We start from the raw sequence: 26822 nt of genomic DNA, 5'->3' as shown, positions 1-26822 counted from the left end.
GGTTTTTCGCTAACCAGCAAAAATGAAAACGCAAGGAGACCGGCAGCCATGAGCCTGTTCAACACGGTTCGCAACACGATCGTCCCCGTGCACAAGGAGGGTTATCCCTTCGTTGCCGCCTTCTTCGTCGCATCGCTGGTCTTGGGATGGATCTTCAAGCCGCTCTTCTGGATCGGCATGATCTTCACGCTCTGGTGCGCCTATTTCTTCCGCGATCCGGAGCGCGTGACCCCGCAGGACGACGACCTGGTGATCTCTCCCGCCGACGGCAAGGTCTCGGCGATCCAGATGGTGACCCCGCCGGCCGAGCTCAACCTCGGATCCGAGCCGATGCTGCGCATCTCGGTCTTCATGAACGTCTTCAATTGCCATGTGAACCGGGCGCCGATGCGTGGCCGCATCGTCAGCATCAACTACCGCTCCGGCAGCTTCGTCAACGCCGAACTCGACAAGGCGAGCGAGGACAATGAGCGCAACGGGCTGGTGATCGAAACCCGCCACGGCCAGATCGGCGTCGTGCAGATCGCCGGCCTCGTGGCGCGGCGCATCCTCTGCTGGGCAAACCCCAACGAGCCGGTGGATGCCGGCGAGCGCTTCGGGCTGATCCGTTTCGGCTCGCGGCTCGACGTATTCCTGCCCGCCGGTGCTGCGCCGCGCGTCTCGCTCGGCCAGACGGCGGTTGCTGGAGAAACCGTCATCGCCGAATTCGCCTCCGCCAAGGGTCCTGTCATCAGCCGCCGCAGTTAGAGCGGGTGAGCTTTTCATAGAAGTGCAGAAGCGCTACGCACTGTTGCTGGAATTGCCTTAGGAACGATTGGAACGCGATATGGAAACGCCTTTTCCGCCTTTCGAGCCCAATGGGCCGGATGATTCCGCCCGCGGCCCGCGTCTGCGCGAAATCCCGCTCCGGCTCGTCTTTCCGAACCTCATCACCATTCTGGCGATTTGCGCCGGGTTGACCGGCATCCGGCTGGCTTTCGAGAATCGTTACGAGCTCGCCGTCTCCATGGTGCTGCTCGCCGCCTTCCTCGACGGCATCGACGGGCGCGTAGCGCGGCTGATGAAGGCGACTTCTAAGTTCGGCGCGCAGATGGATTCGCTTGCCGACATCGTCAATTTCGGCGTCGCACCCGCCCTCGTCGTCTATGTCTTCGCGCTAGACCAGGCGCGCTCGCTCGGCTGGATCGCCGCGCTGATCTATGCCATCGCCGCCGGACTTCGCCTTGCCCGCTTCAATGTCATGGCCGAACGCGAGAACAAGGCGAGCTGGCAATCGGAATATTTCGTCGGCGTGCCGGCGCCGGCCGGCGCCATGCTTGTGCTGCTGCCGGTCTATCTCGGCTTCCTCGGGCTGGCGACGGATCGCACCTTCGCCTATATCTCGTCGATTTACACCGTGCTCATCGCCTTCCTGCTGATCAGCCGGCTGCCGGTCTGGTCGGGCAAATCGGAAGGCAACCGCTTGCGGCGCGACCTCGTGTTGCCGATGATGCTCGGTGTCGTGCTCTATGTGGCTCTGCTGATGAGCTACACCTGGGAGGTGATGGTCTTCACCGTGGCCGCCTACCTCGTATCGCTTCCCTTCGGCGCCCGTAAATGGCGGCGGAAATACGGGACTCTGACGATCGAGGAGCCGGGCATCGGCGACGACGATATCGGCCGGCACATCTGATCTCCTAGCATTTCCGGATTTCTTGGAATGACGGAAATGCTTCTCTCCCTTCGTTCTGACGTATCCCCGGGAAAAGCATGCGTTTTATCCGGATGAAGCTGTTCTGCGCTTTTCCCCAGAAAACCGCTTTCAGACTTTTATTGGAACTGCTCTCTTCAGTAAGTATTAACCAACGTAGGCTTCAGTTAAGCCTCGCGAATTATGGTGCGCGTTTACAAATCCTGATAAGCGACGCCCCCGTTTTGTCGCTATTCGTGACGAAACATCAAACTATAAAATACCCAGGGAAGAACCACGCAAGGAGAGTATCGTGACTTCGAAGAAGAGCAGTACCGGCGAACAGCAGGCGGCCAAGCCAGACCTCGCCGCCAATTATCGCCCCGTCGGCCTGAAGGCTGTTGCCGCAGCATCGCTGATGGCGAAGCATAAGCCGACCAGCGTCAAAAAATCCGCTTGAAGCGGAAGGCTTCAAATTGGAATCACGCGTGCTTTCGGGTTACATGCGTTAGGCACCGCTGACGAAGCGAATGACGAGGCGATCGTCGGAAATCTCCCGACAACGCTGTGGCGACCAAGCACAACGCGAAAAACCTGATGGAGGAAGCGATGCATCGCCGTCGCTTATGTGAGACGTCGGCGCCGATAGGTCGCCGACGGCCTGCAGGGATGGCGGTTCAGAAGAAGCTGAGTTGGCCGCCGTCAGGCTTTTGCTTGTCGGGCGCCTTCAGCGGCTTTTCGACGACGACCGGCGCCTGCAGGTCGGGGCCCATGTTGGCAACCTTGTTGACTCTGTCGGAGACCGGTACGGCCTCGAAGAAATCATCCTGAACCGGCTGCATCAAGTCGACCACTTCGCGCGGCTCCTGAGTCTTGCAATCCAGCCAGCGCGTGAAATCCTCAGGTCTGATGACGACGGGCATGCGATCGTGGATCGCTGATATGGCTGAATTGGCTGATGTCGTCAGGATCGCGCCGGTATCGACCTCGGAGCCGTCGGCCGAGGACCATGTCTCCATCAGCCCGGCAAAGGCGATGACCCCACCCTGGCGCGGCCTGATCCAGTAGGGCTGCGGCTTCTCGCCGCTTTCCTTGGACGGGCGATGCCATTCATAAAAACCGGAGGCCGGAATGAGCACGCGGCGATGACGCATGGCTGCGCGGAAAGAGGCTTTGCCGATCGCGGTTTCGGAGCGTGCGTTGATCAGCAGCGGGAAATCCTTCGGGTCCTTGACCCAACCCGGCGTGAGGCCCCAGCGCACGAGCACGGCACGCCGGTCAGCCAAGTTGCTGCCCTGCTCCCTGCCCTCGCCTGATATGACAACGAGGATCGGTTGCGTCGGCGCGATGTTGTAGCGCGCCGGAAAATCGTCGAGATCGAGACCGGAGAAAAAGTCGCTCAGGTCGGCGCTGGAGCTTGTCAGGGCGAAACGTCCACACATCGGCCTGTCTTTGCACCCCATTTGCGCCCGGTCAAGACGCCTCAGCCTCTCGGCGCGAAGAGGATGAGGCTGGCGCCAGCAAGGCAGATCAGCGCACCGCCGATATCGTAACGATCAGGCACGCGGGCTTCGACCAGCCACAGCCAGAGCAGCGAAGCGAGGATATAAATGCCGCCATAGGCTGCGAAGGTACGGCCGGCGACCTCGCTCGGCACCAGCGTCAGAAGCCAGGCGAAAAGCGCCAGGGAGACCATGCCCGGCGCCAGCCACCAGACGGGCTTTTCGAGCTTCAGCCATGCCCAGAAGGCAAAGCAGCCGGCGATCTCGAAGAGGGCAGCAAACGCAAAAATGATGTAGGTCACGGAAGCACCTTTCGAATCCCCGTCGCACTATTCCTCCGATAAGATGGGCCATCACAGCAAGAGCAGCCTCCGATGATCTCCACCGCCAAAGCCGCCTCCTCCGCCATTCTCGAACGCGACGGACGATTCCTTCTGGTGTTGCGCCGCAACCCGCCTTCCGCCGACATGTACGCCTTTCCCGGCGGGCGCGCCGAGCCTGGAGAAACGCCGGAGCAAACGGCATTGCGTGAATTCCATGAAGAGACCGGCATTTCGGCACGGAATCCGCGGCTGTTTTCGACCTACGACCTGAAGACGCATGCGGCCGACGGCAGCGTCAACAGCCATTTCCTGCTGTCGGTCTTCCGCGTCGATGCGGATCGGGACGCGGTGGCGGAAGCCGCCGACGATGCGGCCGCCCTCGGTTGGTACACGGTGGAGGAAATCCGGCGGCTGCCCGTGCCGCAGAGCGTACTTGAATGCGCTGAGCGGCTGGCGGGCGGCGAATAGACGTGGAAACTTTCAAGTAAGCCTTGTTGCCGTCATGCTGAGCGTATCAACTACGAGCATGATTCCCGTTCGACGCGTTTTTCTGTCCCTGCTCGTGCTCGCCGGCCCCACGATGGCGCAGGGCAAGAATACGCCGGCTCCACAGGAGGAGCAGATTGCGCCGCCGATCGTGAACGTGCCCTATGACGACAAGCTGGCGCGGTTCGCCGAGGTGCTGGGTTCCGTGCATTATCTCAGAACGCTCTGCAAGGCGCCTGGCGGCGACGAGTGGCGAAACAGCATGCAGCAGCTGCTCGATTCGGAGACTGGCAACGAGCAGTTGCGCAAGGAAAAGCTCACAGCGGCCTTCAATCGCGGCTATCGCGCCTTCGCCTCGGTCTATACGGATTGCACCCCGGCGGCCATCGTGGCAGAAGAGCGCTACCGTAACGAAGGTGCAACACTTGCCACAGAAATTACCTCGCGCTTTGGAAATTGACGTTTAATTAACCTGTTTTCGCATGCGGACGTGTCGTTTTGGGAAAAGGCTGTTAGTGTTGTTAACGGTGCAGTAAGACATGAGAAGTTCTGAGGAAAAGACAATGGAAGCAAGCCTCAACGACATCGACGACATGATCGTCCACGAAAAGATGCAGGCAGCTCTGGAGTACCAGAACGAGGCTTGGGCCGACGGCATGGCCGACGGGATTGAGCCTGAAATCATCGCTGATGCCGCCATTGCACATGCGCTGCGCGAGACGATCAGATTGCATGGGGAAAAGAGCGCCGAAGCCCTGCTGGATTCGCTGCGTGAGCGCATGCTTGCCGGCGAATTCTCAGCGAACCGCACCCTGCAATAATTATTATCAGAGAGTTTGATGCACACCGGTAAAGAGAAAGTTTCGCGAATTTCGCTCGCGCCGGTGCTGCTTGCGTTCAGCCTCGCGGCCGGCAATGTTTTCCTTGCGCCGGCAGCCTACGCGCTTTCCGAACTGCACAACATCCCCGGCCAGGCGGCCAACGAGACGCCGCCCGCACAGGGAAGCGCTCAGGGACAGAGCCAGCCGCAGACCACTCCCGGCGTTCCCATGGCCGATCCGCTGGTCAACAGCCAGAACAATCAGGGTGTCGACAAGACGCCCGGCGCCCAGGATAATTCCAAGCCCGTCGAGGTGATCTACGACATCAGCAAGGTTCCAGAGCCGGTTCGCAAGATGCGCGAGCAGATCGTCGAAGCGGCCGCCTCCGGCGATCTCGAACGGCTGCGGCCACTGATGGGCGCCGGCGCCGACCAGACACAGGTGACTGTGGGCGAACCGACCGACGATCCGATCGGCACGCTGAAGGATCTGTCGGGCGATCCTGATGGCGACGAGATCCTTGCCATTATGCTCGATATCGTCTCGACCGGCTTCGTGCATGTCGGCCAGGGCACAGCAGACGACATGTATGTCTGGCCCTATTTTGCCGAGAAGGACCTGAAGTCGCTGACGCCGCCGGAGCGCGTCGAGCTGCTGCGCATCGTCACGGCCGGCGATCTCTCCGACATGCAGGAGTTCGGTGGATATAATTTCTACCGCCTCGGCATTACGCCTCAGGGCAAATGGAAATTCTTCACAGCGGGCGATTGATGCCCGTCTCGCCTGCGCTTTTCACGTTTCGCATGGCGCTTGCGATCCACCTCATGAAGACATACCTCTGAGCGATGACCAACGCGACAGGTTCCGCCATGCCAGCCGTATTCCTGAATGACCGCTCATTGCTCCTTGTCAGCGGCGCGGAAGCCCAATCCTTCCTGCAGAACCTGATCACTACCGATATCACCTCACTCGGCGCCGACGAGGCGCGGCCCGGGGCACTCTTGACGCCGCAGGGCAAGATCCTGTTCGACTTCATGATCTGGCAGGACGGCGACGGCTACATGATCGAAACCGAGGCCGGCCAGCGCGACGGCCTGCTGAAGCGGCTGACAATGTACAAGCTGCGCGCCGCCGTCACACTTGCGCCAGGCACCGAAGACGGCGTCACCGTTTCCTGGGGCGAGGATGCCGAGGGCGTCCGGGACAGCCAAGGCGTCCGAGACAGCCGCTTCGCCAAGGCGGGCGTCACGCTGACCCGTCGGGCAGGAAGACACGGCGATGGCAAAGAAGCGCTCTACGACGCGCTGCGCATCAGCCACGGCATCGTCACATCAGGATCGGACTTCGCCCTGCAGGACGCCTTCCCGCATGACGTGCTGATGGATTTCAACGGCGGCCTCTCCTTCAGGAAAGGCTGCTATGTCGGCCAGGAGGTCGTCTCGCGCATGCAGCACCGCGGCACCGCGCGCCGGCGCGTCGTGACGGTGTCCGCCGCGACAGCCCTGCCGGAGACCGGGACTGAGATCACCGCTAGCGGCAAGCCTGTGGGAACGCTCGGCTCTGTCGAAGGCGGCAACGGCCTTGCGATCGTGCGCATCGACCGCGCCGGCGCCGCGATGGCGGCAGGCACGCCGCTGCTCGCCGGTGAAACGCCCGTTTCCCTCGTCCTGCCAGCATGGTCCGGCCTTGTCTTTCCCACAAGCGGCGACGAGGCCAGCGCGTGACAACGACGAAAGCTCCGCGTGCCTGGCAACGCATGCTGTCCGGGCGCAGGCTCGACCTGCTCGACCCCTCGCCGCTCGATGTCGAACTTATCGACATCGCCCATGGGCTTGCGCGGGTTGCCCGATGGAACGGCCAGACCTCCGGCGATCATGCTTTTTCGGTGGCCCAGCACAGTCTCGTCGTCGAGGATATCTTCCGTCGCTTCAACGATGCGCGGCCGCAGGAATGCCTGATGGCGCTGCTGCACGACGCACCCGAATATGTGATCGGCGACATGATCTCGCCGTTCAAATCGGTGGTCGGCGGGGGTTACAAGACGGTGGAAAAGCGGCTGGAAGCCGCCGTGCACCTGCGCTTCGGTCTGCCGCCGCATCCCTCGCGCGACCTCAAGGACCGAATCAAGAAGGCCGACACGATCGCCGCTTATTTCGAAGCGACCGTGCTTGCCGGTTTCACACCCGCCGAGGCACAGAAATTCTTCGGCCAGCCGCGCGGCATCAGCAAGGACATGCTGATGATCGAACCCCTGCCGGCGATCGAAGCGCAGCGGCTGTTCTGCGAGCGCTTCGCGGCGATCGAGGCCGAGCGGGGGATGGTATCGTGAGCTTCATCGTCGTCTCGCCGCTGTCGCGCATTGCAGAAATGGCCGTGCGCCACAAGGCGCGCGACATGATCAGCCTGATCGCCAAGGAGCAGGCCTTTCACCGGCCCGGCGTGATTGCGGCCGAGCGTCATCTGACACTTGGTATGAACGATATCGTCTTCAAGGGCACCGGCGATCTCGTGGCGCCGGACGAGACGCATGTCCGCGGGATTATCGACTTTGCCGCATCGTGGCGGCAGGAGACGCCTCTGCTCATCCATTGCTGGATGGGTGTGTCGCGATCACCGGCCGCAGCCCTCATCGCCGCACTGTCGCTGGCACCCGATCAGAGCGATGAAACGCTTGCCCGCCGGCTCCGGACTGCCTCACCTTTCGCGACGCCGAACGCCCGGCTGATCGAGATCGGTGACGCGCTGCTCGGCCGCAGCGGCCGGCTGGTCGCGGCGGTGCGGGCAATCGGACGCGGTGCGGATGCCGACGGCAATGCGCCCTTTGTGCTTGCGATCCGGGACACCGTTGGCGGTTGACGCTGCCGCCAGCCGCTCCATCTAGGCCCCGACCACGTACAATCGACAGGGCCAGATCATGGAACAACAGGCAGCCGATGTCCTCCTCGCCACGCAAACGGCACTCAGCCAGGCAAGCGCGCTTGCGGTGCAATATTCCTTCTCTGTCCTCGGGGCGGTGATCCTGCTCGTTCTTGGCTGGGCGCTGGCCGGTTTTACCAGCCGCTGGGCCTATGAAGGCTTGTCGCGCGTTCATGGCATCGACGAGACGCTGGCGCGATTCTTCACCAATGTGCTGCGCTATGCGCTGCTCATCCTGGTGTTCATCACCGTCCTCGGTCAATTCGGCGTCCAGACCGCCTCGATCATCGCAACCCTCGGCGCAGCGGGCCTGGCGATCGGACTGGCGCTGCAAGGGACGCTGCAGAATATCGCCGCCGGCATCATGCTGCTGATCCTCAGGCCTTTCCGCGTCGGCGAATATATCGAGACCAGCAGCGTGGCCGGCACGGTGCGCGAAATCGGATTGTTTGCAACCGAGCTCAAAACCGGCGACGGGCTCTACCGGTTGGCGCCGAATTCGACGCTGTGGAACACGCCCATTACCAATTTCACCCGCGAGCCCACGCGGCGGAACGAGCTGAAAATCAGCGTCGCCTATGAGGATGACATCGATCTGGCGATGGAGAGGCTGATGAACCTTGCCAAAGCCGATTCCAGGGTGCTGACGTCACCGGCACCCAGCGTCTTCATCGACAGCCTCGGTGATGGCACGATCTCCGTAGCGCTGCGCTACTGGGCAAAGACCGGTGACTGGTGGCTGGTCAGCCGTGACATGGTGAAGCGCGTGAAACTCGCCTTCGACGACAATCCTGACGCCGTGCCGGATGCTTCAGATGCCGCGCCGGCAAAGAAGTCCAACGGCAAGGCGACGGCCGAAAAACCGACGCCGACGCGGCAGTGAGACATTGCAGCGCCGCGAGTCTTTTTAAGACCCGCGGCGCTGTGCACTTTGAATTCCTAATTTTGCCCAATCGATGCCGATCTAAGAATTGCGCCGTAGCCTATTTGATGACGCCGCAAGAAAGTCTTTCCCCGGCATCACCCGAAGGCTGGCTGCGATAATCATCCGAATTGGCGTGCACCATCAATGCGCGGCCGCGAATGCCGTCAGTCTTGCCGTCGAGCGTAACCATGCTGTCGAAGACCTGCGCCCGCAGCATGCCGTCCTGCCCGACATATTGATTGGGCATATCGCCCGCGTGCGGCCCCTTGGCGGCAAGAATGCCGTGCTCGGCCTTCTCAGGATTGAAGTGACCGCCCGCCGATTCGTGATGGGTCGCGGCGTCGCAGCGGCCGGTCTCATGAACATGAAACGCCACCCATTTATTCGCCGGCAGTCCCGATATCTCGACTTCGATCAGGACGCCGCCGTTGGCGGCAGCCGTCAGTTGCGCGCGGCCGTCCTCCTTGCCGTCCTTGCCGACGAAATTGGCGACCGCCGTCTGCTTGTCCTGAGCGCCCGCCGGCAATGCAACCGCAAGCAGGCTTAGGGCGGCGATAATGCGCATGGCTTTCATGGAGATCTCCTTCCGTCCGGTTGTCCTTCTGAACGTGTCAAACCGGAAGGTGTTCCTGACCGAGGAAGATCGACCGAAGAAGACGTAACGAGAAAAGCCGGCCAAACGGCCGGCTTGATCATCCGAATCGGGACGCCGTTCAGGCGACCGCGTCGAAATCGAACTGGCCGTAGGTCTTGCGGTAGAGATCCTCGGGCTGATCGCCTGTCGCTGGCGCGGTCTGCTGCAATGGATAAGAAACGGCGATGCTGCTTGCCGTGGCACTGTCACGCGTGTCCATCATCAGCGCGATCAGGCTGCCGGAAAATTTCGGCTGCGTGTCGCTGTTCTTGTCCTCGTTGAGGAGCTCTTTGATGATGCCGGGCTTCTCATCGGCGGCACGTTCGCCGCGGCTGAGGACGCCATCGCCATTAGCATCGAGACGCGAAAGAGTCGCCAGATATGCATATGACGTGTCTGAAACGGATGTGGTGCTGGTCATACAAACCTCCATTCACCGCATTTTGCCGGTGGTGTTTGTACGCAATACGAACTTGGAAAATCACTGTTGACTCGGTGGTTAAACTGATTTGCGCAGTGCGTCAATAAGTTGTTAACTTCTCATTAACGATGATTGACAAAAGTTAACGGAATGCCCGAGCGCAGGCCTCTGCCAGCATCAGGGGGCCGCTTTTCTCCGTATTTCAGGTATTTTTCACATATAAAACAGACGCCTAACGCAGCGAGGTCTCTGCTGCACTGCAACCGAATATTAATCCGGCCCATACAAAATGGGCTCACGCATCACCAGCAGGCGTCCAGCTTATCAAAATCAATCTCTGTATTCATTTTAGAAAGGTCTTCTATGTCCGGCGAAATGAGGCACGTTCATCAAACGAGGACGCTTCCCTCCGCTGTCGTCCCGCGAGACGCATGCACATGAAAGCTAAAGCGCTCTTCTGGCGGCAATGCACCGAGGCCGTCACCGCCGATGGATCGATCGATGCGCAGCGCCTGATGGATCTTGTGATCGCGACCTATCGCGTCCATGAGAGCGACTATGACGAAATCGAGAGAAGCGCGGAAACGCTGCTGAGAGAAAACCATGCGCTGAAAGGCAATATATCAGCCCTCAGCCAAGCGTTCGACGGACAGAAAAAACTCTTCGAAATCATCCTCAACAACCTGCCGCTCGGTCTCAGCGTCTTCGACTCCGACCAGCGGCTGACCCTTTCCAACACCCGCTTCCGTCAGCTCTTCGACCTGACGGACGAAGATGTCATTGCCGGCGCGACAATCGCCGATCTCACGGCCAAAATGCGCGGCACGGAGAGCGCCAGCGCCAAGCCCGGCCGGCGGACCGGGCGACATTCCTCCGCAACCGCAAGGAGCAGTAGTCTCCGTCGGCGCGAATGGTTGATGGACGATGGCCGCATCATCCAGAGCATGGTGACTATCCTTTCCGACGGCAGCAACATTTCCATTCATGCCGATATTACCGAGGATCGAAGGGCGGCCGAGCGCATCACCTATCTCGCCCACCACGACCCGCTGACCGGCCTTCCGAACCGTATCCATTTCCGCGAGCAGGTGGATGCGACGCTCACAGAGCGCAGGCCAGATCAGCAGATTGCCCTCGTTCACCTCAATCTCGACCGGTTCAAATCGATCAACAACACGATGGGCGTTTCGGCCGGCGACAAGATCCTGCTGCAGGTCGCCGAGCGCATCCGAGCCTCGGCCGGTTCGGAAAACACCCTGGCGCGCCTCGGCTCGGACGAATTCGCCATCCTGCAGACGGGCAAGCAGCAGCCCCGGAACGTGACGGCGCTTGCCGAGCGGATCCGCCGGGAGCTTTCCAAACCATTCCTCCACGGCGAAAAACAGGTGGAACTCAGCGTCTCCATGGGCATCGCAATCGCCCCTGAGGATGGCGAGGAAACCGATATCCTGTTGAAAAATGCCGGCGTGGCGCTGTCACATGCCAAGGCGGACGGGCGCAAACGCGAACGTTTCTTCGCCAGCGAGATGGAAGCGCAGATCCAGCTGCGCCACGCGCTGGAGGCGGACCTCAGAGCAGCCGTTGAGAATGAAGAATTCGAGCTGCACTACCAGCCGCTTTATGACCTCGTGCAGCGGCGCATCTGTGGTTTCGAAGCGTTGATCCGTTGGAACCACCCAGCTCGAGGCCGCGTTCCGCCGATGGATTTCATTCCGCTTGCCGAAGAGGTCGGCCTTGTCGTTGATATCGGCCGTTGGGTTTTGCACCGGGCCTGCAACGATGCAGCGCAATGGCCGGAGGGCATCAAGATCGCCGTCAACGTTTCGGCAATCCAATTCAGCAGCAGCGACCTGACGCAAGATGTCAGCGAGGCGCTTGCCGCCGCCGCGCTATCGCCTTCGCGGCTTGAACTCGAAATCACTGAGAGCGTGCTGATGGAAAATCTCAGCGAAGTGCTGCCGATCCTGCATGCCCTGAAGGAGCGCGGCATCCGCATCTCGATGGACGATTTCGGAACCGGCTATTCCTCATTGAGCTATCTCTCGAGCTTCCCCTTCGACAAGATCAAGATCGACAAGTCCTTCGTCAACGACATCGTCGACAACAAGGAAGCGCATGCGATCATGCACGCGATCATCCTGCTCGGCGATGCGCTCGGCATGCGCGTCACCGTCGAGGGCGTCGAGACGGCCGCGCAGCTGGCGCTGCTCGAATGCGAGGAATGCGACGAGATCCAGGGTTATCACATCAGTCCGCCGCGACCGGCGCGTGACGTGCCCCATATTCTCTCCCTGCCGCCGAAGAACAGCGGCGTGACGGGTCTTCCTGAAATCAAGCACTGAGATCCCCCTTGATTGCGACTCGCACGGCAAGCCGCTACAAAATCGGCTGCGATTCCTGAGATCTTCGTTGTCGCATCCTTTTACCGCCAGCATTCAATTCCGCGCCGATGCCCTATCGGCGGAAAACGATCTTCCTCATGACAGGTGGCGCTATGTTCGCGGCTGAAGCCTTCTCCCCACACGAAACGCTCGCGGCGGCGCTGATTGCGCATGCGGCCGACGGTGACGACGGCTCGCACGACCTTGCCCATATCCTGCGCGTCTTCAGGAATGCCATGCGCATCCATGCGGGAGAAGGCGGCGACGGGCGGGTGCTTGCCGCTTCTGTGCTGCTGCACGACTGCGTCGCCGTCGAGAAGAATTCGCCGCTGCGGGCAAAAGCATCGGCTTTGGCGGCGCAGAAGGCATCGGCGATCCTGGCGGAGCTCGGCTGGAGCGTCGAGGATATCGATGCCGCGGCCCACGCAATCACCGCGCACAGTTTCTCGGCCGGGGTGACGCCGCAGACGCTGGAGGCGAAGATCCTGCAGGATGCCGACCGGCTGGACGCGATCGGCATGGTCGGCGTCGCACGCTGCTTCTATATCGCCGGGCGACTGGGATCCAGGCTCTACGATCCGTTCGACCCGGCGGCAGCGGACCGCCCGTTCGATGACAAGCGTTATGCCATTGACCATTTCCAGACGAAGCTGTTCAAACTGGCGGAAGGATTCCAGACCGAGACCGGCCGCAGGCTGGCGGCCGCGCGCGATAAAAGCCTGCGCGAATTCCTCTCGGCCTTCATGGATGAAATCTAGGAGCACAACATGCGTGTCAGCGACCTCTTCATCTACCCGCTCAAGAGCGCCCGCGGCATTGCGCTGCCGGCCGCCGACATCGACGCCTATGGGCTTCCCGGCGACCGGCGGGCGATGATCACCGATGCGCAAGGGCACTTCATCACCCAGCGCGAGTTGCCCGACCTCGCGCGCATCGAAGTGCGACCGGAAGCGAGCGCCTTTCGGCTGCTGATGCAGGGGAAAACGGACATATCGGTAGCGCCGCCTCGGCCTGAAACCCGCATGGATGTGACTGTATGGAAATCTGTCGTCAGCGCCGCCGTCGCCGATCCGGAGAGCAACCGGCAGCTTTCCGAATGGCTTGGCCGCGAGGTGCGCCTCGTCTTCTTCGACGGGCAGGCACGGCGGACGGCGAATGCCGAATGGGCCGGTGAAGCCACGCCCGTCACCTTTACCGACGGCTATCAGATCCTGGTAACGACGACCGGCTCGCTGAAAGCGTTAAATGCCGATCTCGCCGCCCATGGCGAAGGCAGTGTCGGCATGGAACGCTTTCGTCCGAACATCGTCGTCGATACCGACGAGGCCTGGCCGGAGGACCGCTGGGCGGCGATCGAGATCGCCGGCATCCGCTTCGATCTCGTCAAGCCCTGCTCCCGCTGCATCATGACGACTCAGGACCAGTTGACCGGGTCCCGCGAGGGACCAAACCCGATGCCGGCCATGGGCCGCATCCGCATGTCGGCCGACCGGCGCGTGCCGGGCCCGCTCTTCGGCTGGAACGTCACGCCGCGCGGCAGCGGCAGGATCACAATCGGTGACACCGTCCGCATCGTTGAAGAGAGGCCGGAAGGCTGGGCGCTTAAGCGCCGCGCCGCAGCATAGAGCAATTCCGGGAAGAGTGCGAAGCGGTTTTCCGTCCGGAATTGCGTGAAAACAAAGAGTTAGAGCATCACACGCGATCGAGCGCGGCATCGATGCCCGCCATGATATCGGCCGGCAACGGTCCTTTTTCCAACGCGCCGGCATTTTCCTCCACCTGGGCAACAGTGCGGAAGCCCGGAATGGGAAGGGTGCGCGGCGAGCGTGCCCAGAGCCAGGCAAGCGCGCCCTGCGTCAGCGTGCGGCCGCCTGATGTCAGGAGATCGCGGACGGCATCGAGCCGTGCGGCGAATTCCGGGGCAATACGCCCGTCCTTGAAATAGACCATCCAGTCGAGGGCCGCCCCACGGACATCCTTGGCGCCCACTGCCTTGTCGGCGGTGAACTTGCCGGTCAGCAGCCCCATCGCCAGCGGACCGCGATTGATTGACATCAGGCCTTTCCCCTCGATCACCGAGATCATCTCCGGCACCGGTTCGAAAACATTCATCGTATGCTGGATCGAGACGTACCCCTGGCGGCTGGTATGACGGGCGGCACGATCGGGAAAATCGGTGCTCCAGCCGAACGCATCGATCTTGCCTTCGGCGCGCAGCGCCTCCAGCGTATCGAAGACGGCATCCGACTGTTCCAGCGGAAAATCATTGAGGTGGAACTGCAGGAGATCGAGACGATCGCGCTCGAGGCGGCGCAGCGAGGTCTCGACCGAACGGCGGATGAAGGCCTCATCGGCGAAGGCGCCGGTTGCCTGCTTGGTTTCCGGATCGGTGGCGAAGCCGAACTTGGTGGCGATGACGATATCGTCGCGATTGCCGATCGCCCGACCGAGCACTTCCTCCGAGTGGCCAGCGCCGTAGTTCGAGGCCGTGTCGAAGAAGCGGATGCCGAGTTCGATGGCGCGGTGGATCGCTTCCACGGATTCATCGTCGTCGACATCACCCCAGCCTAGCGGCGTGTCGCCGGCGAAGAAGGGACCGCCGATCGCCCAGCATCCCATGCCGAGACGCGGTATTTCGCGGCCATTCCAGAGCGTGATCGTTGTCGATGATGCGGGCTTGGTCAGCATGAGATCCTCCTTGATTGGCAGTCCTGTGAAGACATAGGAGGCGCTCATGAGCGGGTAAACCGCCAAATCCGGAGGATGTTTTGCACCGGTAAAAAACGGAGGTCAGGCGGAAACACCGTTCGGACCAGAAAGCGTCCGTGGGGTTGGATTAAGCGCCTTGAGTGCCGCCTGAACGAAGCCGTCGCGGGCTGCTACGGCTTCGATCCCGCGCGGCTCGTAGACATGGCGATGCAGAAAGAACCCTGTCAGACGGAATGCGGCTGAGAGACTTTCGAAGTCGGCCGCATGATTGCCTTCGATGCGGAGGAACGGCGGCAGGAGCAGCATCTTGTCCGCCCAGGGCGCACCAGCAGCGCGGCTGACGGCGCGGCCGGATTTCGGCGAGACATAGACGAGATCGGAACGGGCGCCCGTCGCGGCGCATTCGGCAAGATCGAGGCCGAAGCCGAGATCATTCAGCACCGCAAGCTCGAAACGCACGAAGAGTTCGCCAGCATCGGCCGGGTTATGCAGGTGATCGAGGATGACCTCAAGCGCATCGAAGAGGTGCGGATGCGGATCACGCTCCGGCAGCAGCCGCAGCAGCGCACCCATCGCCTGGACACCGTAGACGGCGGTCGCCGTTTCCATCAGCCGGGCAGCGCGCAGCGTCACCGGCTCAACGCGAAATTCGCCCAGATGCTCGTCAAGCCGGGCACGCCAGATGACTTCCACGGCATTGCCCGCCTGCAGCACCGGCTGCATGGCGCGCGAGCGTCCGGAGCGCACCAGGCCGAGATGGCGGCCACGATCACGCGTCATCACCTCGACGATGACGCTCGTCTCCCCGTGGCGTTTGACGCCCAGAATGATCGCATGGTCCTGCCACTGCATCGAAAGAAGTCCTTACGGCTGACGAATCCATCCTACTGCATAATTCAACGCGTTACAGCGTCCTTTGCGCGTCTGAAAAGACGCGCTGCAATGCAAGGCCTGGCTTCCGTCATGGACCCCTTCAGGCGACAGCCGGGAAAAGCCTCTGCAGGAATTCCCGCATCGCCGTTTCGTCGAACGGCTTCACCAGAAGCGGTATGTGCTGCAGGTCAGGCGGGAAATCGCCGGTATCGGAATAGCCGCTGACGAAGCCGAAAGGGATGCCGATATCGAGAAGATGGCGGGCAAATCCGAAACTCATGCCCTCGCCGAGATTGACGTCAAGAAGGGCGAAATCATATTTCTCCGCAGCGATGGCAGCCCTCGCCTGTTCCAAACTGCCGACGATATCGATGCTCTCGACGCCGGCCAGGCGCAGAATATCCTCCGCCTCCATCGCGATGATCAAACTGTCTTCAAGAACCAGAACACGGATTGCGCTCATGATTCGATGCCCCTCGTCGGGCGCCTGTCGCAGCGCCCCGGCCGTTTCGCCAACATCATTGCCCTCCGGTGCCCCGCATGGCACGCTATCAGTGAATTCCGCCACCTTTTCTGAATAAACCATTTTTCTGCCCGGTCGATAAGAATCAAAATCGGAGGAAAGACGACGGCCGAGCTTATTTTGCCTGCTGCTAATCTGCATTTAAAAAAGACATAACCAAGCTGCTTGGCCAGGCATGTCGCGCAAAAGTGTGCAGCGGTTTTGCGACAGCGGCATGCGCAAAACAAAGACCTAAAGCGCGAGGCGCGAATCTGAAAGATCGCAACGCGCTTTAGATGAAGGGGCGCTTGCCCTCTCCGAGCCCTTCCCAGCCGGCGATCGCCATCAACTCCTCGCCGTTCAGCACCTCGCAGCCGCGCTCCTGCCAGCGGATCAACCCACGTTCGCTGAGCTTTTTCAAGGTCTTGTTGGTATGAACGATGGAAAGGCCGAGCGTGTCGGCAATGTGCTGCTGGGTGATGGGGATGAATTTGCGGCCGTTGAAGATATTGAGCTTCCGGCCGCGCTCGAACAGGAAAGCGATCAGGTAGGCTGCTCTTTCCAGCGCCGTGCGGCGGCCGATACTCAGGAGATGCTCATCCAGGATGCGCTCCTCGCGCGCGGCGATCCAGGTGATGTCGAAGGCGAGCGAGGCGTGCTTGTTGTAGAGCGTCATCAGCCTGTCACGCTCGAAGACACAAAGGGACACGGGCGAAAGCGCTTCGACGGAATGCTGCATTTCACCGGCAATCGTTCCCTGCAGACCGACCAGGTCGCCCGGCATGATATAGTTCAGAATTTGGCGGCGCCCGTCCTCCAGCATCTTGTAGCGGAAGCCCCAGCCGGCAAGCACCGTGAAGAGGTGAGCACTATGTGCGCCCTCGACGAGGATGGTGGAGCCGGCATCGACGGCAAGCTCACCCCTCTTGAAGCTCGAAACGAATTCCAGCTCGTCACGGCTGAATTCCCTGAAATGCGGCAGGGGCCGCAAAGGACATTGCTCGCAAGGGGTCTTGAAAGAATTGATGGGTCTCGACGTCGCCATACTTGCCCCCGCCGTCGCAAAATCGGCGCGCCAACATTGGCGCGCCGTTCATCAAGGAATGCGCAAAGCATGGATTTGTTCCATGAGCGAGGCGGATTTTTTATGCGGAAACAAAGGGCTGGCGCCAACCCGGCGAAATCCTTGCCATGCTTATTTCGGGAAATCGAGACCCATTTCGCGGAACCGCTCGGGATCATCACCCCAATTTTCGCGAACTTTGACGAACAGGAAGAGATGGACCGGCTGTTCGAGGATCTGCGACAATTCCTTGCGCGATGCAGTCGAGATCGCCTTGATGGTTTCACCACCCTTGCCGAGCGCGATCTTCTTCTGGCTGTCACGCTCGAGATAGATCACCTGCTCGATCCGCACCGAGCCGTCCTTGCGCTCTTCCCACGTCTCCGTTTCGACATGCGAGGCATAGGGAAGCTCCTGGTGCAGGCGCAGAAACAGCTTCTCGCGGGTAATCTCGGCGGCGAGCTGGCGCATCGGCAGATCGGAGATCTGGTCTTCCGGATAGTACCACGGCCCCTCCGGCAGCGTTTTCGCCAGATAGTCCATGAGGTCGTCGCAGCCGGAGCCGTTTTCGGCGGAGATCATGAAGGTGCGCTCGAAAGCGATCTTCTCGTTGGCGGCAGCGGCCAGTGCCAGCAGATCCTCGCGGTTGACGCGGTCGATCTTGTTGAGCAGCAGGATCTTCGGCTGCCGGACTTCCTTGAGGCCTTCGAGGATGGCTTCCGCATCGCCGCGCAGGCCGCGCTCGCTGTCGATCAGCAGCACGATCAGATCGGCATCCCTCGCACCGCCCCAGGCCGAGGTCACCATCGCGCGGTCAAGCCGGCGGCGCGGCTTGAAGATACCAGGCGTATCCATGAAGACGATCTGGGCATTGTCATGGATCGCGATGCCGCGGACGATGGCCCGCGTCGTCTGCACCTTATGGCTGACGATCGAGACCTTGGCGCCGACGAGGCGGTTCACCAGCGTCGACTTGCCGGCATTGGTCGGCCCGATAAGCGCGACAAAGCCCGAATGCGTCGGACCATTGGTTTCTGCGGCAGCTTCGGCCGCGATCTCTTCTTCTTGTGTCATTGTCCCGTCAGTTTCCGGCAGGAGATTGCTGCCAAATGCCTTCGCGCTCAAGCATCTTCGTTGCCGCGACCTGTTCAGCGGCACGCTTCGACCGCTCTACGCCGGTTTCGGGCTTAATGCCAGCAACTTCCACCGTCACCTTGAAGCGTGGATCATGATCCGGTCCGCTGCGTTCATCAACCCGGTAGATCGGCGTGACGCCGAATTTCGCATGCGACCACTCCTGCAGCTCGGTCTTGGCGTCGCGCTTGGCGCCATCGGCCCGCACCGCCCTGCCCTGCCAGTAACGCAGAATGAACCGGCGGGCGACTTCGAGGCCGCCGTCGAGATAGATCGCGGCGATCAGGCTTTCGACGACGTCGGCGCGCACGTTCATCATCCGCTTGCCGGTCAGTTTCTTCACATCGGCGCCGGTGCGGATATAGAGATGAAGATTGAGTTCATCGGCGACCGCGGCACAGGTTTCGGCGCTGACGAGCTGGTTGAGGCGAACCGAGAGCTCGCCTTCTCCTGCTGTGCCGAAGGTGCGGAACAGAAGCTCGGCGATGCAGAGCCCAAGGACCCTGTCGCCGAGGAATTCCAGCCGTTCGTAATTGCCGCCCTTTTCGGTGCGGGCGCTGGCATGGGTCAGCGCGCGATCCAGGCGTTCCTTTTCAGCGAAGTCATGACCGATCAGGGCTTCAAGCTTTGCGCGGTCCGCCGCAGAAAGCGTCTGCGCCTTACTCATTCAACAACCTTGAAGAGGCGGTCCCAACGCATGTTCGTCGGCCACTTCCAGATTTCGCGGAAGGAGGTGTCGTTGCCGAGCGAGAAGAAGATGACGCTGGCACGGCCGACAAGATTTTCGGCAGGCACGAAGCCGACGTCGAAGCGGCTGTCGAGCGAGTTGTCGCGGTTGTCGCCCATCATGAAATAATGGCCTTCCGGCACGATGAATTCGCGGGTGTTATCGCCACGCGACACCGGCGACTGATCGAGCGTGTCGTAGGACTTGCCGTCGTCGAGCGTTTCGCGGAACACCGGCACGTCCTCGCCCGGGTCGAGCTTGTAATCCGAAGTGAACGCACCGTCCGCCACCTTCGGAACCGGCTTGCCGTTGACGTAGAGCACGCCGTCGGTAACCTGGATACGGTCGCCGGGCAGGCCGATGCAGCGCTTGATATAGTCGATTTCGGGGTTCGGCGGGAAACGGAAGACGACGATGTCGCCACGCTTCGGATCGGCGCCGAACAGGCGGCCGCTGAAAACATCTGGCGAGAAGGGCAGCGAATATTTCGAATAGCCGTAAGCGAACTTGTTGACGAAGATGTAGTCGCCGACCAGCAGCGTCGGCATCATCGAACCGGACGGAATGGTAAAGGGCTGGAACAGCACCGTTCGGATCACCATCGCCAGAATCAGCGCCTGGATGATGACTTTGATATTTTCCCAGAGGGCGTTCGGCTTGGCTTCGACTTTTTCGGACACGCAGTCTTATTCCTTCAAGACGCCGCGGCGGCGCAATTCTTTCTGTCGTTCTCTCTAGCGGCTTCGACCGGTTGCGGCAATGGCGACAACATCAAAAGCGACGAGAGGTCGCGATCAACAGCGCCCGAGGTCGCGATCAACGCTCCCGAGGTCACGATCAGAGGCTCTCGGGCAACGCCTCGATAATGACGAAGGCCTGCGCCAAGGGATAATCATCCGTTATTGTCAAATGAATGGCGGGCCTGTGGCCCACGGGCAGCAGTGATTCGAGGATCAGCGCGGCGCCGCCCGATAAAAGCATGGTCGGCTTGCCGCTCGGCAGGTTGACGACGCCCATGTCCTTCCAGAAGACGCCCTGCGCTATGCCGGTGCCGAGCGCCTTGGAACAGGCCTCCTTGGCGGCAAAACGCTTGGCATAGGATGCGGCACGGTTTGCCCGCTTGTCGGAACGGGCGCGCTCGATCTCGGTGAAGCAACGATGGGTGAAACGCTCACCGAAGCGCTCGATGGATTTCTCGACACGGCGAATGTCGATCAGATCGCTGCCAATGCCGATGATCATGCCGGAGCCTTCCGTCGCTTAAGAATTCTTGATCGGGTTCATACGCTCGGCATGTTGCCGGCTGGAACGGCAAGGCGCAGGCGCGCCCGCTCCATCAACCGTATATGCCGGCGCGTCTGAAAACCCCTGGCGGTGTAGAACGTCAGCGCATAGAGCGCAACGGAAGTGACGATCGCCGGCGGGATGGCGCCGACCAGCATCGGCTCCAGCACCGGCCTCCATAGCTCAGTGAAGTTCAGCTTGTGGAAAAGGGCGGCGAGATCCAGCGTCTGACCGGCCAGTTGATCCTTACGGCTCAACAGCAAATGTCCGATCTCCCAGGTGATCCCCCAGATAAAGGGATAGGTCAGCGGATTGCCGAAGGCGGCGCAGCCGAGGGCGGCGGCCACCATGCTACCGGAGAGGAAATAGGTGATGACGAAAGCCATGACGAAATGCACGCCGATGAAAGGCGTCCACGAGACGAAGACACCCGCAGCGACGCCGGCGGCAACCGCATGCGGCGAAGCGCTCAGGCGCAGGACGCGCATTGTCAGGTAACGGATCGGGCGAAGGAAACCCTTGCGGGGCCACAAAAGCTCCCGCATCTTTTCCTTGAATCCCGCAGGTTTGCGACGGCGAAACAACATGGCCGGTATTTAGTGCAGTGCACACCACCATGACAAGAGCGGCAAATGATACCGCTCGAAAATCCGCCCCTCATTTCTCTCTGTGAAGAGGAGCTTCTTCATGCCGAGGGGCGTCCGTTATGCATAACGTCCCTCACTCGTCTCAAGTATAAGTTTGGTATCAGCGATTACGGAACAGACCGCGATCGACCTGGCGCTGACGAAACTCGAGGTCGATACGGTCGAACGAGCCATCCAAATATGCCATTTCACGTTCCTGCGTGGTCGGAGCGCGAAAGGCACGAGCGAATTTCTTAATAGGGTCAAACATTACGTTGTCTCATCTTCTGTTTACGTTTCGATGACCAGAAGATAGGCCCAGCAGAGGTTAATTACCACCACCGCAACATGGAGACAGCCATGCACTCACTGCATTACTCGCCTTTTTGATGCGCCATTCCGATCCTAAAACGACCATAAAATGTGCAATTTTTCGCTCAAATCCCTGAGGGCTTAATAAAAACTTACTCGTAGAGCCGCCGGACCGTGGCGATGCAATCCAGTTCCTTCATCTGGGCGAGCAGCTGGTTGAGCTGACGCAGGTCCCAGACCTCGACCTCGAGCATCATTTCGGTGAAATCGGCCGCCACCCGCACCGTGTTCAGCAAGCGGATATTGACGTCGATGCCTGCCACCGTCTGGGCGACCTTGGCAAGCGTGCCGGGTTCATTCAGCCCATTCACCATGATGCGCGCCATGAAACGCGACTTATTGGCTTCGTCGAGATCCCAGCGGACGTCGATCCAGCGGTCGGGCTGATCGTCGAAGCGCTGCAGGCTCGGCGACTGGATCGGATAGATGGTGATGCCCTTGCCCTGGTCCATGATGCCGACGATGCGATCGCCGGGCACGGCACCGGTCGGCGCGAACTTGACGTCGACATTGCCGGACAGGCCGCGGATCGGCCCGATATCGGCATCGGCGTCGATTTCCGAATGGCCGCCGTCGTGCCCTGCCTTGGTCTTGCCGGGGATCTTGAAGATCATGCCGGCGGCGCTGCGGACGTTGAACCAGCCGTCATCGCCGGAGGGCTTCACGGTGACGCGCTCGTCCTGATGATCAGGATAGACGGCGCGCAGCACGTCGAGCGAAGACATTTCGCCGCGGCCGACAGCGGCGATCGCATCCTCGACATCCTTCTGGCCGAGACGGTGCAGCGCCGGCTTCATCGCCTCGCGCGAGAAAATCTTGCCGGCCCTGTTGAAGGTGCGCTCGAGAATGCGGTGGCCGAGGCCGGCATATTGCTTGCGGATCGCCATGCGGGTGGCGCGACGGATGGCGGCGCGCGCCTTGCCGGTCACGACGATCTCCTCCCAGGCGGCCGGCGGAACCTGCACGCCGGAGCGGATGATCTCGACCTCGTCGCCATTCGCAAGCCGCGTCACCAGCGGCATGATGCGGCCGTTGATCTTGGCGCCCACCGTGGTATCGCCGATATTGGTGTGCACCGCATAGGCGAAATCGATCGGGGTGGCGCCACGCGGCAAGGCAATCAGCTTGCCCTTCGGCGTGAAGCAGAAGACCTGGTCCTGGAACAGCTCGAGCTTGGTGTGCTCGAGGAATTCTTCCGGGCTGTCGCCCTCGGCCAGCGCCTCGATCGTATGGCGCAGCCAGGAATAGGCATTGGATTCGCGAGAAAGGATGTCGCCATCGGCATTGGTGGCGCCGTCCTTATATAGCGTGTGGGCGGCGATGCCGAATTCGGCGATTTCGTGCATGCGCTTGGTGCGGATCTGCAGTTCGATGCGCTGGCTGGAAGGACCGACGATGGTGGTGTGCAGCGAACGGTAGTCGTTCTGCTTCGGCGTCGAGATATAGTCCTTGAAGCGGCCGGGCACGACGCGCCAGCGCGTGTGGACGATGCCGAGCGCCCGGTAACAGGAGGGTATGTCCTCGACGATCAGGCGGAAGCCGTAGACATCGGAAAGCTGCTCGAAGGAAAGCGACTTCGACTGCATCTTGCGGAAGACCGAATAGGGCTTCTTCTGCCGGCCCTTGACGTAGGCGCTCGTCAGGCCGCTTGCGACCAAAAGGTCGCGTAGCTCAGCCTCGATCTTCTTGACGATGCCCTCGTTGCGCTTCGAAAGCTCTTCCAGCCTTTTGGTGACGGTCTCGTAGGCTTCCGGGTTCATATGCCGGAAGGAGAGCTCTTCGAGTTCCTCGCGCATGTCCTGCATGCCCATGCGGCCAGCGAGCGGCGCATAGATTTCCATCGTCTCCTCGGAGATGCGGGCACGCTTGTCGGCCGACATGTGATCGAGGGTGCGCATATTGTGCAGGCGGTCGGCAAGCTTGACGAGCAGCACGCGCACATCGTCGGAAATGGCGAGCAGCAGCTTGCGCAGGTTTTCCGCCTGCTTGGCCTTTTTGGTGACGAGATCGAGCTTCTTGATCTTGGTCAGACCCTCGACCAGGCGGCCGATATCCTCGCCGAAGAGTTCATCGATTTCGGCGCGCGTCGCCGTCGTATCCTCGATGGTATCGTGCAGCAGAGCGACCGCGATCGTCGATTCATCGAGGTGCATGTCGGTGAGGATGGCGGCGACCTCGAGCGGATGGGAAATATAGGGATCGCCGCTCGCGCGCTTTTGCTGGCCATGTTTCTGCATGGCATAAACATAGGCCTTGTTCAGCAGTGCTTCATTGGCATCGGGCTTGTATTGCTGAACCCGCTCCACGAGCTCGTACTGCCGCATCATTCCAAAGCCACTCCGATAAAAATAAAAGCGCGCCAATCAACGATTGGCGCACACATGGGCAATAATATGCCTAAGCAATAAAGGTGCAAGATTGACGATTGGTAATCGTCGCTCTTTTGCATCGCATGCAGCTTTTTCCGGATCGCATCAGCGCGACCGGGCGATCGCATTGATGCAATGCGACAGAGGATCCGGCAGACGCGCTTAGTAGTCGTCGCTCTTTTCCGGCGGCACCAGGCCTTCGATGCCGGCGAGCAGCTCTTCTTCCGACATCTGGTCGAAAGTGATCGTCTCCGGCACGTCGTCCTGCTCTTCGCTGTCGGCTGCGGCGACACCGCCGGCGGCGATCATGCTTGCCGGATCGGGTTCGGGCTCGTCGACTTCGACATGCTTCTGCAGCGAATGGATCAGATCTTCCTTGAGGTCATCCGGCGAAAGCGTCTCATCGGCAATTTCGCGCAGGGCCACCACAGGGTTCTTGTCGTTGTCGCGATCGATGGTGATCGAGGCACCCTGGGAAATCAGCCGGGCGCGGTGGCTGGCGAGCAGAACCAGCTCGAAGCGGTTCTCCACCTTGTCGATGCAATCTTCAACTGTGACACGGGCCATTGCCTGTCCTTTACGGTCGTCATTTCGGGATTAACACGCCCGATACAATTAAAACCGGGCAAATACAAGTTTTTCATTCCGGCTCCCCTCGTCTTTATCCGCGGCTGAGCTAGATTCCCATGGAGAATGTCATAATTCCACCGAAGGTTGCTTGGAATATGTCGAATCGTGCCCTAAATCTTTCATATATGAATAATTCATAAAGTAAGGACCGGATCGAAATCGAAACACAAGCTATTGTTTTTATTTAAGTTTGTCCCATGCGGATTTCGATTGCTCTCATTGGATTGGTAAGCGATGTTTGACCCACGCGAAAAAATTGCACTCTTCATTGACGGCGCCAATCTCTACGCTGCATCCAAGAGCCTCGGCTTTGACATCGATTACCGCAAGCTCTTGAAAGCGTTCCAGAAACGCGGATATTTGCTGCGCGCGTATTATTATACCGCTCTGATCGAAGATCAGGAATATTCATCGATCCGGCCGCTGATCGACTGGCTCGACTACAACGGCTACAAAGTCGTCACCAAGCCCGCCAAGGAATTCACGGATTCCATGGGCCGCCGAAAGATCAAGGGCAACATGGACATCGAGCTTGCGATCGACGCCATGGAACAGTCCGAAACGGTCGATCATCTCGTCATCTTCTCGGGCGACGGTGATTTCACGAACCTGGTCGAGGCGTTGCAGCGCAGAGGCCGCAAGGTCTCGGTGATCTCGACCATGGCGACCCAGCCGCCGATGATTGCCGACGACCTGCGCCGTCAGGCCGATCATTTCATCGATCTCTTATCTCTGAAGGCTGAAATCGGTCGCGACCCCTCCGAGCGGGCGCCACGCCCGGTCGAAGTCGCCCCGGTCAGCGATCTCGAGGATTGATCTCGCCATCATCCCGAACCGGATTGGCCGCGACGATCAGGACGTGATCATAAACCACGGCAGCGCGGTCAGCCATGAGCCTTCAGCAGGCGGCTCTTCTGCCGGTTCCAATCGCGCTCCTTCTCGGATTCGCGCTTGTCGTGCAATTTCTTACCCTTGGCGAGCGCCAGTTCCATCTTCGCCCGACCGCGATCGTTGAAATAGATCTTCAGCGGGATCAGCGTCATGCCTTCGCGGTTGATGGCAGAGCGCAGACGATGGATTTCACGGCCCGACAGCAGCAGCTTGCGGCGCCGGCGCGGCTCGTGATTGAAGCGGTTGGCCTGCAGATATTCCGGCAGATAGGAATTGATCAGCCAGATCTCACCGCCCTCATCCGAGGCGTAGGATTCGGCGATATTGGCCTTGCCTTCGCGCAGCGACTTGACCTCCGTGCCCATCAGCACGATGCCCGCCTCGTAAGTATCGATGATCTCGTAGTTGAAGCGGGCCTTGCGGTTTTCGGCCACGATCTTGTTCACCACGCGCTGGCTGCCTTTGGGGGCCATGACGATATTCCAATTGCTTTTTTAGAGCGCGAAAAGCCGCGCCCTCATTCCTTGCCCTCTATGTAAGGGAGAGACCCCGTCTTGTGAAGACGGCCGGTCTCGTCAGTTCAACAGGCCTGCATGGCGCATCGCGGCGTCAATCGCCGATTCCGTTGCCGGCTCCAGCGTCGAAAGCAGGGGCGAACGAACGTTGCGGCTCATCCGGCCAAGTTTGGAGAGCCCGTATTTGGCGCCGCAAAGACCCGGCTCAAGGAAGATCGCCTTGTGGAGCGGCATCAGCCGATCCTGATATTCCAGGGCGCGGGCATAGTCGCCTGCCAGCGTTGCCGCCTGGAAGTCGGCGCAAAGGCGCGGGGCGACATTGGCCGCTACCGAAATACAGCCGACACCGCCATGGGCGTTGAAGCCGAGCGCCGTCGCATCCTCGCCGGATAATTGTCTGAAATCCGCGCCGCAGGTGATGCGCTGCTCGGAGACGCGCTCGATCTTGCCCGTCGCATCCTTGACGCCGACGATATTTTTGTGCGCCTTGGCGAGCGCACCCATCGTTTCCGGCGTCATGTCGACCACCGAGCGGCCGGGGATATTGTAGATATAGATCGGCAGATCGACGGCCTCGGCGATCGCCGAAAAATGGGCGATCAAACCCTTCTGCGTCGGCTTGTTGTAATAGGGCGTGACGACCAGAACGGCGTTCGCACCGACCTTTTCGGCATGCTGGGCAAGCTCGATCGCCTCACGTGTATTGTTCGAGCCGGCGCCGGCCATGACGGGAACGCGTTTTGCGGCAACTTCGATGCACAGTTCGACCACCCGTTTGTGCTCGGCATGCGACAGCGTCGGGGATTCGCCTGTCGTGCCGACCGGAACGAGACCACCGCTGCCTTCCTTGATCTGCCAGTCGACATGAGCGGCGAAGCTGTCTTCGTCGATCAGTCCGGCATCCGTGAAGGGGGTGACGAGGGCGGGAATGGACCCATTGAACATGCAAAGCTCCTCACGACCAAATCCTTGCTTCGGCCGCATTCCATGAATAAGAGTTGCGCACCATAGAGCGCCGAAATCATCGCGACAAGCGCGCAGAGTTCGGT

Annotated in this window: 33 protein-coding genes; 15 read left to right on the top strand and 18 right to left on the bottom strand. The window is 60.5% G+C overall.

The genetic code is table 11. From position 1 onward, the window contains the following. The first annotated feature begins 48 nt into the window (after positions 1-48). The 3 genes from AC245Y_RS05960 (at position 49) to AC245Y_RS05950 (ending at position 2129) form a co-directional block, all read left to right on the top strand. Positions 49-747 (top strand): phosphatidylserine decarboxylase, encoded by a 699-nt coding sequence (locus AC245Y_RS05960; protein WP_017963685.1) that lies wholly within the window; start codon positions 49-51, stop codon positions 745-747. 79 nt (positions 748-826) lie between these two features. Then, positions 827-1672: a CDP-diacylglycerol--serine O-phosphatidyltransferase gene (gene pssA, locus AC245Y_RS05955; RefSeq protein ID WP_012756808.1), complete on the top strand. Its 846-nt coding sequence runs from the start codon at positions 827-829 to the stop codon at positions 1670-1672. 310 nt (positions 1673-1982) lie between these two features. Further along, positions 1983-2129: a hypothetical protein gene (locus AC245Y_RS05950; protein WP_003558132.1), complete on the top strand. Its 147-nt coding sequence runs from the start codon at positions 1983-1985 to the stop codon at positions 2127-2129. A gap of 217 nt (positions 2130-2346) precedes the next feature. On the opposite strand, the gene AC245Y_RS05945 is transcribed toward AC245Y_RS05950, so the two are convergent. Beyond that, positions 2347-3111, bottom strand: a complete 765-nt coding sequence (locus AC245Y_RS05945; RefSeq protein WP_017993505.1) for an SOS response-associated peptidase — start codon at positions 3109-3111, stop codon at positions 2347-2349. Between the two features lie 41 nt (positions 3112-3152). Further along, positions 3153-3473: a YnfA family protein gene (locus AC245Y_RS05940; protein ID WP_017993504.1), complete on the bottom strand. Its 321-nt coding sequence runs from the start codon at positions 3471-3473 to the stop codon at positions 3153-3155. Between the two features lie 72 nt (positions 3474-3545). On the opposite strand from AC245Y_RS05940, the gene AC245Y_RS05935 reads away from it, so the two are divergent. The 8 genes from AC245Y_RS05935 (at position 3546) to AC245Y_RS05900 (ending at position 8600) form a co-directional block, all read left to right on the top strand. Next, complete coding sequence (locus AC245Y_RS05935) at positions 3546-3962, top strand: NUDIX hydrolase (RefSeq protein ID WP_017993503.1); 417 nt, start codon at positions 3546-3548, stop codon at positions 3960-3962. A 34-nt stretch (positions 3963-3996) separates the two neighbouring features. Beyond that, positions 3997-4440 (top strand): TIGR02301 family protein, encoded by a 444-nt coding sequence (locus AC245Y_RS05930; protein ID WP_017993502.1) that lies wholly within the window; start codon positions 3997-3999, stop codon positions 4438-4440. A 103-nt stretch (positions 4441-4543) separates the two neighbouring features. Next, a complete protein-coding gene (locus AC245Y_RS05925; RefSeq protein ID WP_003546972.1) occupies positions 4544-4801 on the top strand; it encodes a hypothetical protein in 258 nt (85 codons plus the stop codon). 18 nt (positions 4802-4819) lie between these two features. Next, positions 4820-5572 carry a hypothetical protein gene (locus tag AC245Y_RS05920; protein ID WP_026157302.1) on the top strand — a complete coding sequence of 251 codons (753 nt, stop codon included), beginning with the start codon at positions 4820-4822 and terminating at the stop codon, positions 5570-5572. Between the two features lie 98 nt (positions 5573-5670). Next, positions 5671-6525, top strand: coding sequence for a CAF17-like 4Fe-4S cluster assembly/insertion protein YgfZ (gene ygfZ / locus AC245Y_RS05915; protein WP_026157301.1), 855 nt, complete (start codon positions 5671-5673; stop codon positions 6523-6525). Then, a complete protein-coding gene (locus tag AC245Y_RS05910; protein WP_017993499.1) occupies positions 6522-7130 on the top strand; it encodes an HD domain-containing protein in 609 nt (202 codons plus the stop codon). Before ygfZ ends, AC245Y_RS05910 begins: the two co-directional genes overlap by 4 nt. Continuing rightward, a complete protein-coding gene (locus AC245Y_RS05905; RefSeq protein WP_017993498.1) occupies positions 7127-7657 on the top strand; it encodes a tyrosine phosphatase family protein in 531 nt (176 codons plus the stop codon). Before AC245Y_RS05910 ends, AC245Y_RS05905 begins: the two co-directional genes overlap by 4 nt. 58 nt (positions 7658-7715) lie before the next feature. Then, complete coding sequence (locus AC245Y_RS05900) at positions 7716-8600, top strand: mechanosensitive ion channel family protein (RefSeq protein ID WP_017993497.1); 885 nt, start codon at positions 7716-7718, stop codon at positions 8598-8600. A gap of 100 nt (positions 8601-8700) precedes the next feature. Here AC245Y_RS05900 and AC245Y_RS05895 read toward each other — a convergent pair whose 3' ends face one another. Both AC245Y_RS05895 and AC245Y_RS05890 read right to left on the bottom strand, forming a co-directional pair. Beyond that, the gene (locus AC245Y_RS05895; protein WP_017993496.1) at positions 8701-9216 is read right to left on the bottom strand and encodes a superoxide dismutase family protein; all 516 of its coding nucleotides are present in this window, start codon (positions 9214-9216) and stop codon (positions 8701-8703) included. 139 nt (positions 9217-9355) lie between these two features. Continuing rightward, the gene (locus tag AC245Y_RS05890; protein WP_020486944.1) at positions 9356-9709 is read right to left on the bottom strand and encodes a hypothetical protein; all 354 of its coding nucleotides are present in this window, start codon (positions 9707-9709) and stop codon (positions 9356-9358) included. A gap of 425 nt (positions 9710-10134) precedes the next feature. Here AC245Y_RS05890 and AC245Y_RS05885 point away from each other — a divergent pair, with 425 nt between their 5' ends. The 3 genes from AC245Y_RS05885 (at position 10135) to AC245Y_RS05875 (ending at position 13703) form a co-directional block, all read left to right on the top strand. Next, the gene (locus AC245Y_RS05885) at positions 10135-12039 is read left to right on the top strand and encodes a putative bifunctional diguanylate cyclase/phosphodiesterase (RefSeq protein WP_017993493.1); all 1905 of its coding nucleotides are present in this window, start codon (positions 10135-10137) and stop codon (positions 12037-12039) included. 137 nt (positions 12040-12176) lie between these two features. After that, entirely contained in the window at positions 12177-12836 is a 660-nt protein-coding gene (locus AC245Y_RS05880; RefSeq protein ID WP_017993492.1) for an HD domain-containing protein, read from the top strand. A gap of 9 nt (positions 12837-12845) precedes the next feature. Next, positions 12846-13703: an MOSC domain-containing protein gene (locus AC245Y_RS05875; RefSeq protein ID WP_012756794.1), complete on the top strand. Its 858-nt coding sequence runs from the start codon at positions 12846-12848 to the stop codon at positions 13701-13703. Positions 13704-13770: 67 nt separating this feature from the next. Here AC245Y_RS05875 and AC245Y_RS05870 read toward each other — a convergent pair whose 3' ends face one another. From AC245Y_RS05870 to rpoZ, 12 genes are all read right to left on the bottom strand, one after another. After that, positions 13771-14766, bottom strand: a complete 996-nt coding sequence (locus AC245Y_RS05870) for an aldo/keto reductase (RefSeq protein WP_012756793.1) — start codon at positions 14764-14766, stop codon at positions 13771-13773. A 102-nt stretch (positions 14767-14868) separates the two neighbouring features. After that, entirely contained in the window at positions 14869-15639 is a 771-nt protein-coding gene (gene recO, locus AC245Y_RS05865) for a DNA repair protein RecO (protein ID WP_012756792.1), read from the bottom strand. 121 nt (positions 15640-15760) lie between these two features. Further along, complete coding sequence (locus AC245Y_RS05860; RefSeq protein WP_012756791.1) at positions 15761-16246, bottom strand: response regulator; 486 nt, start codon at positions 16244-16246, stop codon at positions 15761-15763. A 208-nt stretch (positions 16247-16454) separates the two neighbouring features. Then, positions 16455-17207 (bottom strand): Crp/Fnr family transcriptional regulator, encoded by a 753-nt coding sequence (locus tag AC245Y_RS05855; RefSeq protein ID WP_012756790.1) that lies wholly within the window; start codon positions 17205-17207, stop codon positions 16455-16457. Positions 17208-17357: 150 nt separating this feature from the next. After that, entirely contained in the window at positions 17358-18299 is a 942-nt protein-coding gene (era, locus tag AC245Y_RS05850) for a GTPase Era (RefSeq protein ID WP_012756789.1), read from the bottom strand. Between the two features lie 7 nt (positions 18300-18306). Beyond that, a complete protein-coding gene (gene rnc, locus AC245Y_RS05845; protein WP_003546941.1) occupies positions 18307-19026 on the bottom strand; it encodes a ribonuclease III in 720 nt (239 codons plus the stop codon). Further along, positions 19023-19766, bottom strand: a complete 744-nt coding sequence (lepB, locus tag AC245Y_RS05840; RefSeq protein ID WP_012756788.1) for a signal peptidase I — start codon at positions 19764-19766, stop codon at positions 19023-19025. The genes rnc and lepB overlap by 4 nt, the downstream gene beginning before the upstream one ends. Before the next feature lie 157 nt (positions 19767-19923). Next, the gene (acpS, locus tag AC245Y_RS05835; protein WP_012756787.1) at positions 19924-20328 is read right to left on the bottom strand and encodes a holo-ACP synthase; all 405 of its coding nucleotides are present in this window, start codon (positions 20326-20328) and stop codon (positions 19924-19926) included. 38 nt (positions 20329-20366) lie between these two features. Then, complete coding sequence (locus tag AC245Y_RS05830; protein WP_017993490.1) at positions 20367-20957, bottom strand: DUF2062 domain-containing protein; 591 nt, start codon at positions 20955-20957, stop codon at positions 20367-20369. Positions 20958-21117: 160 nt separating this feature from the next. Continuing rightward, positions 21118-21267: a DUF3563 family protein gene (locus tag AC245Y_RS05825; protein WP_012756785.1), complete on the bottom strand. Its 150-nt coding sequence runs from the start codon at positions 21265-21267 to the stop codon at positions 21118-21120. A gap of 193 nt (positions 21268-21460) precedes the next feature. Further along, positions 21461-23695: a RelA/SpoT family protein gene (locus tag AC245Y_RS05820; RefSeq protein WP_012756784.1), complete on the bottom strand. Its 2235-nt coding sequence runs from the start codon at positions 23693-23695 to the stop codon at positions 21461-21463. A gap of 204 nt (positions 23696-23899) precedes the next feature. After that, complete coding sequence (gene rpoZ / locus AC245Y_RS05815) at positions 23900-24304, bottom strand: DNA-directed RNA polymerase subunit omega (protein WP_003558080.1); 405 nt, start codon at positions 24302-24304, stop codon at positions 23900-23902. A 297-nt stretch (positions 24305-24601) separates the two neighbouring features. On the opposite strand from rpoZ, the gene AC245Y_RS05810 reads away from it, so the two are divergent. After that, positions 24602-25183, top strand: coding sequence for a LabA-like NYN domain-containing protein (locus AC245Y_RS05810; RefSeq protein ID WP_012756783.1), 582 nt, complete (start codon positions 24602-24604; stop codon positions 25181-25183). Between the two features lie 68 nt (positions 25184-25251). On the opposite strand, the gene smpB is transcribed toward AC245Y_RS05810, so the two are convergent. Both smpB and dapA read right to left on the bottom strand, forming a co-directional pair. After that, complete coding sequence (gene smpB, locus AC245Y_RS05805) at positions 25252-25731, bottom strand: SsrA-binding protein SmpB (RefSeq protein WP_003558077.1); 480 nt, start codon at positions 25729-25731, stop codon at positions 25252-25254. 102 nt (positions 25732-25833) lie between these two features. Further along, the gene (dapA, locus tag AC245Y_RS05800; RefSeq protein WP_017993487.1) at positions 25834-26718 is read right to left on the bottom strand and encodes a 4-hydroxy-tetrahydrodipicolinate synthase; all 885 of its coding nucleotides are present in this window, start codon (positions 26716-26718) and stop codon (positions 25834-25836) included. Positions 26719-26822: the final 104 nt, after the last annotated feature.

The sequence above is a fragment of the Rhizobium sp. SRDI943 genome, from assembly GCF_057653695.1.
The sequence above is the reverse complement of the archived record's forward strand: the minus strand, read 5'-3'. Positions and strand labels throughout refer to the sequence as shown.

What these genes read in the sequence shown, in the direction of transcription:
- AC245Y_RS05880 (WP_017993492.1), top strand. Translation starts at nt 12,177, where the DNA reads ATGACAGGTGGCGCTATGTTCGCGGCTGAAGCCTTCTCCCCACACGAA.
- AC245Y_RS05945 (WP_017993505.1), bottom strand. Translation starts at nt 3,111, where the DNA reads ATGTGTGGACGTTTCGCCCTGACAAGCTCCAGCGCCGACCTGAGCGAC.
- AC245Y_RS05820 (WP_012756784.1), bottom strand. Translation starts at nt 23,695, where the DNA reads ATGATGCGGCAGTACGAGCTCGTGGAGCGGGTTCAGCAATACAAGCCC.
- recO (WP_012756792.1), bottom strand. Translation starts at nt 15,639, where the DNA reads ATGCAGTGGCAGGACCATGCGATCATTCTGGGCGTCAAACGCCACGGG.
- AC245Y_RS05870 (WP_012756793.1), bottom strand. Translation starts at nt 14,766, where the DNA reads ATGCTGACCAAGCCCGCATCATCGACAACGATCACGCTCTGGAATGGC.
- AC245Y_RS05895 (WP_017993496.1), bottom strand. Translation starts at nt 9,216, where the DNA reads ATGAAAGCCATGCGCATTATCGCCGCCCTAAGCCTGCTTGCGGTTGCA.
- smpB (WP_003558077.1), bottom strand. Translation starts at nt 25,731, where the DNA reads ATGGCCCCCAAAGGCAGCCAGCGCGTGGTGAACAAGATCGTGGCCGAA.
- AC245Y_RS05930 (WP_017993502.1), top strand. Translation starts at nt 3,997, where the DNA reads ATGCTGAGCGTATCAACTACGAGCATGATTCCCGTTCGACGCGTTTTT.
- rnc (WP_003546941.1), bottom strand. Translation starts at nt 19,026, where the DNA reads ATGAGTAAGGCGCAGACGCTTTCTGCGGCGGACCGCGCAAAGCTTGAA.
- AC245Y_RS05885 (WP_017993493.1), top strand. Translation starts at nt 10,135, where the DNA reads ATGAAAGCTAAAGCGCTCTTCTGGCGGCAATGCACCGAGGCCGTCACC.
- AC245Y_RS05935 (WP_017993503.1), top strand. Translation starts at nt 3,546, where the DNA reads ATGATCTCCACCGCCAAAGCCGCCTCCTCCGCCATTCTCGAACGCGAC.
- acpS (WP_012756787.1), bottom strand. Translation starts at nt 20,328, where the DNA reads ATGATCATCGGCATTGGCAGCGATCTGATCGACATTCGCCGTGTCGAG.
- AC245Y_RS05960 (WP_017963685.1), top strand. Translation starts at nt 49, where the DNA reads ATGAGCCTGTTCAACACGGTTCGCAACACGATCGTCCCCGTGCACAAG.
- AC245Y_RS05860 (WP_012756791.1), bottom strand. Translation starts at nt 16,246, where the DNA reads ATGGTTTATTCAGAAAAGGTGGCGGAATTCACTGATAGCGTGCCATGC.
- rpoZ (WP_003558080.1), bottom strand. Translation starts at nt 24,304, where the DNA reads ATGGCCCGTGTCACAGTTGAAGATTGCATCGACAAGGTGGAGAACCGC.
- ygfZ (WP_026157301.1), top strand. Translation starts at nt 5,671, where the DNA reads ATGCCAGCCGTATTCCTGAATGACCGCTCATTGCTCCTTGTCAGCGGC.
- AC245Y_RS05920 (WP_026157302.1), top strand. Translation starts at nt 4,820, where the DNA reads ATGCACACCGGTAAAGAGAAAGTTTCGCGAATTTCGCTCGCGCCGGTG.
- AC245Y_RS05925 (WP_003546972.1), top strand. Translation starts at nt 4,544, where the DNA reads ATGGAAGCAAGCCTCAACGACATCGACGACATGATCGTCCACGAAAAG.
- AC245Y_RS05855 (WP_012756790.1), bottom strand. Translation starts at nt 17,207, where the DNA reads ATGGCGACGTCGAGACCCATCAATTCTTTCAAGACCCCTTGCGAGCAA.
- dapA (WP_017993487.1), bottom strand. Translation starts at nt 26,718, where the DNA reads ATGTTCAATGGGTCCATTCCCGCCCTCGTCACCCCCTTCACGGATGCC.
- AC245Y_RS05830 (WP_017993490.1), bottom strand. Translation starts at nt 20,957, where the DNA reads ATGTTGTTTCGCCGTCGCAAACCTGCGGGATTCAAGGAAAAGATGCGG.
- AC245Y_RS05810 (WP_012756783.1), top strand. Translation starts at nt 24,602, where the DNA reads ATGTTTGACCCACGCGAAAAAATTGCACTCTTCATTGACGGCGCCAAT.
- AC245Y_RS05890 (WP_020486944.1), bottom strand. Translation starts at nt 9,709, where the DNA reads ATGGAGGTTTGTATGACCAGCACCACATCCGTTTCAGACACGTCATAT.
- pssA (WP_012756808.1), top strand. Translation starts at nt 827, where the DNA reads ATGGAAACGCCTTTTCCGCCTTTCGAGCCCAATGGGCCGGATGATTCC.
- era (WP_012756789.1), bottom strand. Translation starts at nt 18,299, where the DNA reads ATGACACAAGAAGAAGAGATCGCGGCCGAAGCTGCCGCAGAAACCAAT.
- AC245Y_RS05900 (WP_017993497.1), top strand. Translation starts at nt 7,716, where the DNA reads ATGGAACAACAGGCAGCCGATGTCCTCCTCGCCACGCAAACGGCACTC.
- AC245Y_RS05875 (WP_012756794.1), top strand. Translation starts at nt 12,846, where the DNA reads ATGCGTGTCAGCGACCTCTTCATCTACCCGCTCAAGAGCGCCCGCGGC.
- AC245Y_RS05825 (WP_012756785.1), bottom strand. Translation starts at nt 21,267, where the DNA reads ATGTTTGACCCTATTAAGAAATTCGCTCGTGCCTTTCGCGCTCCGACC.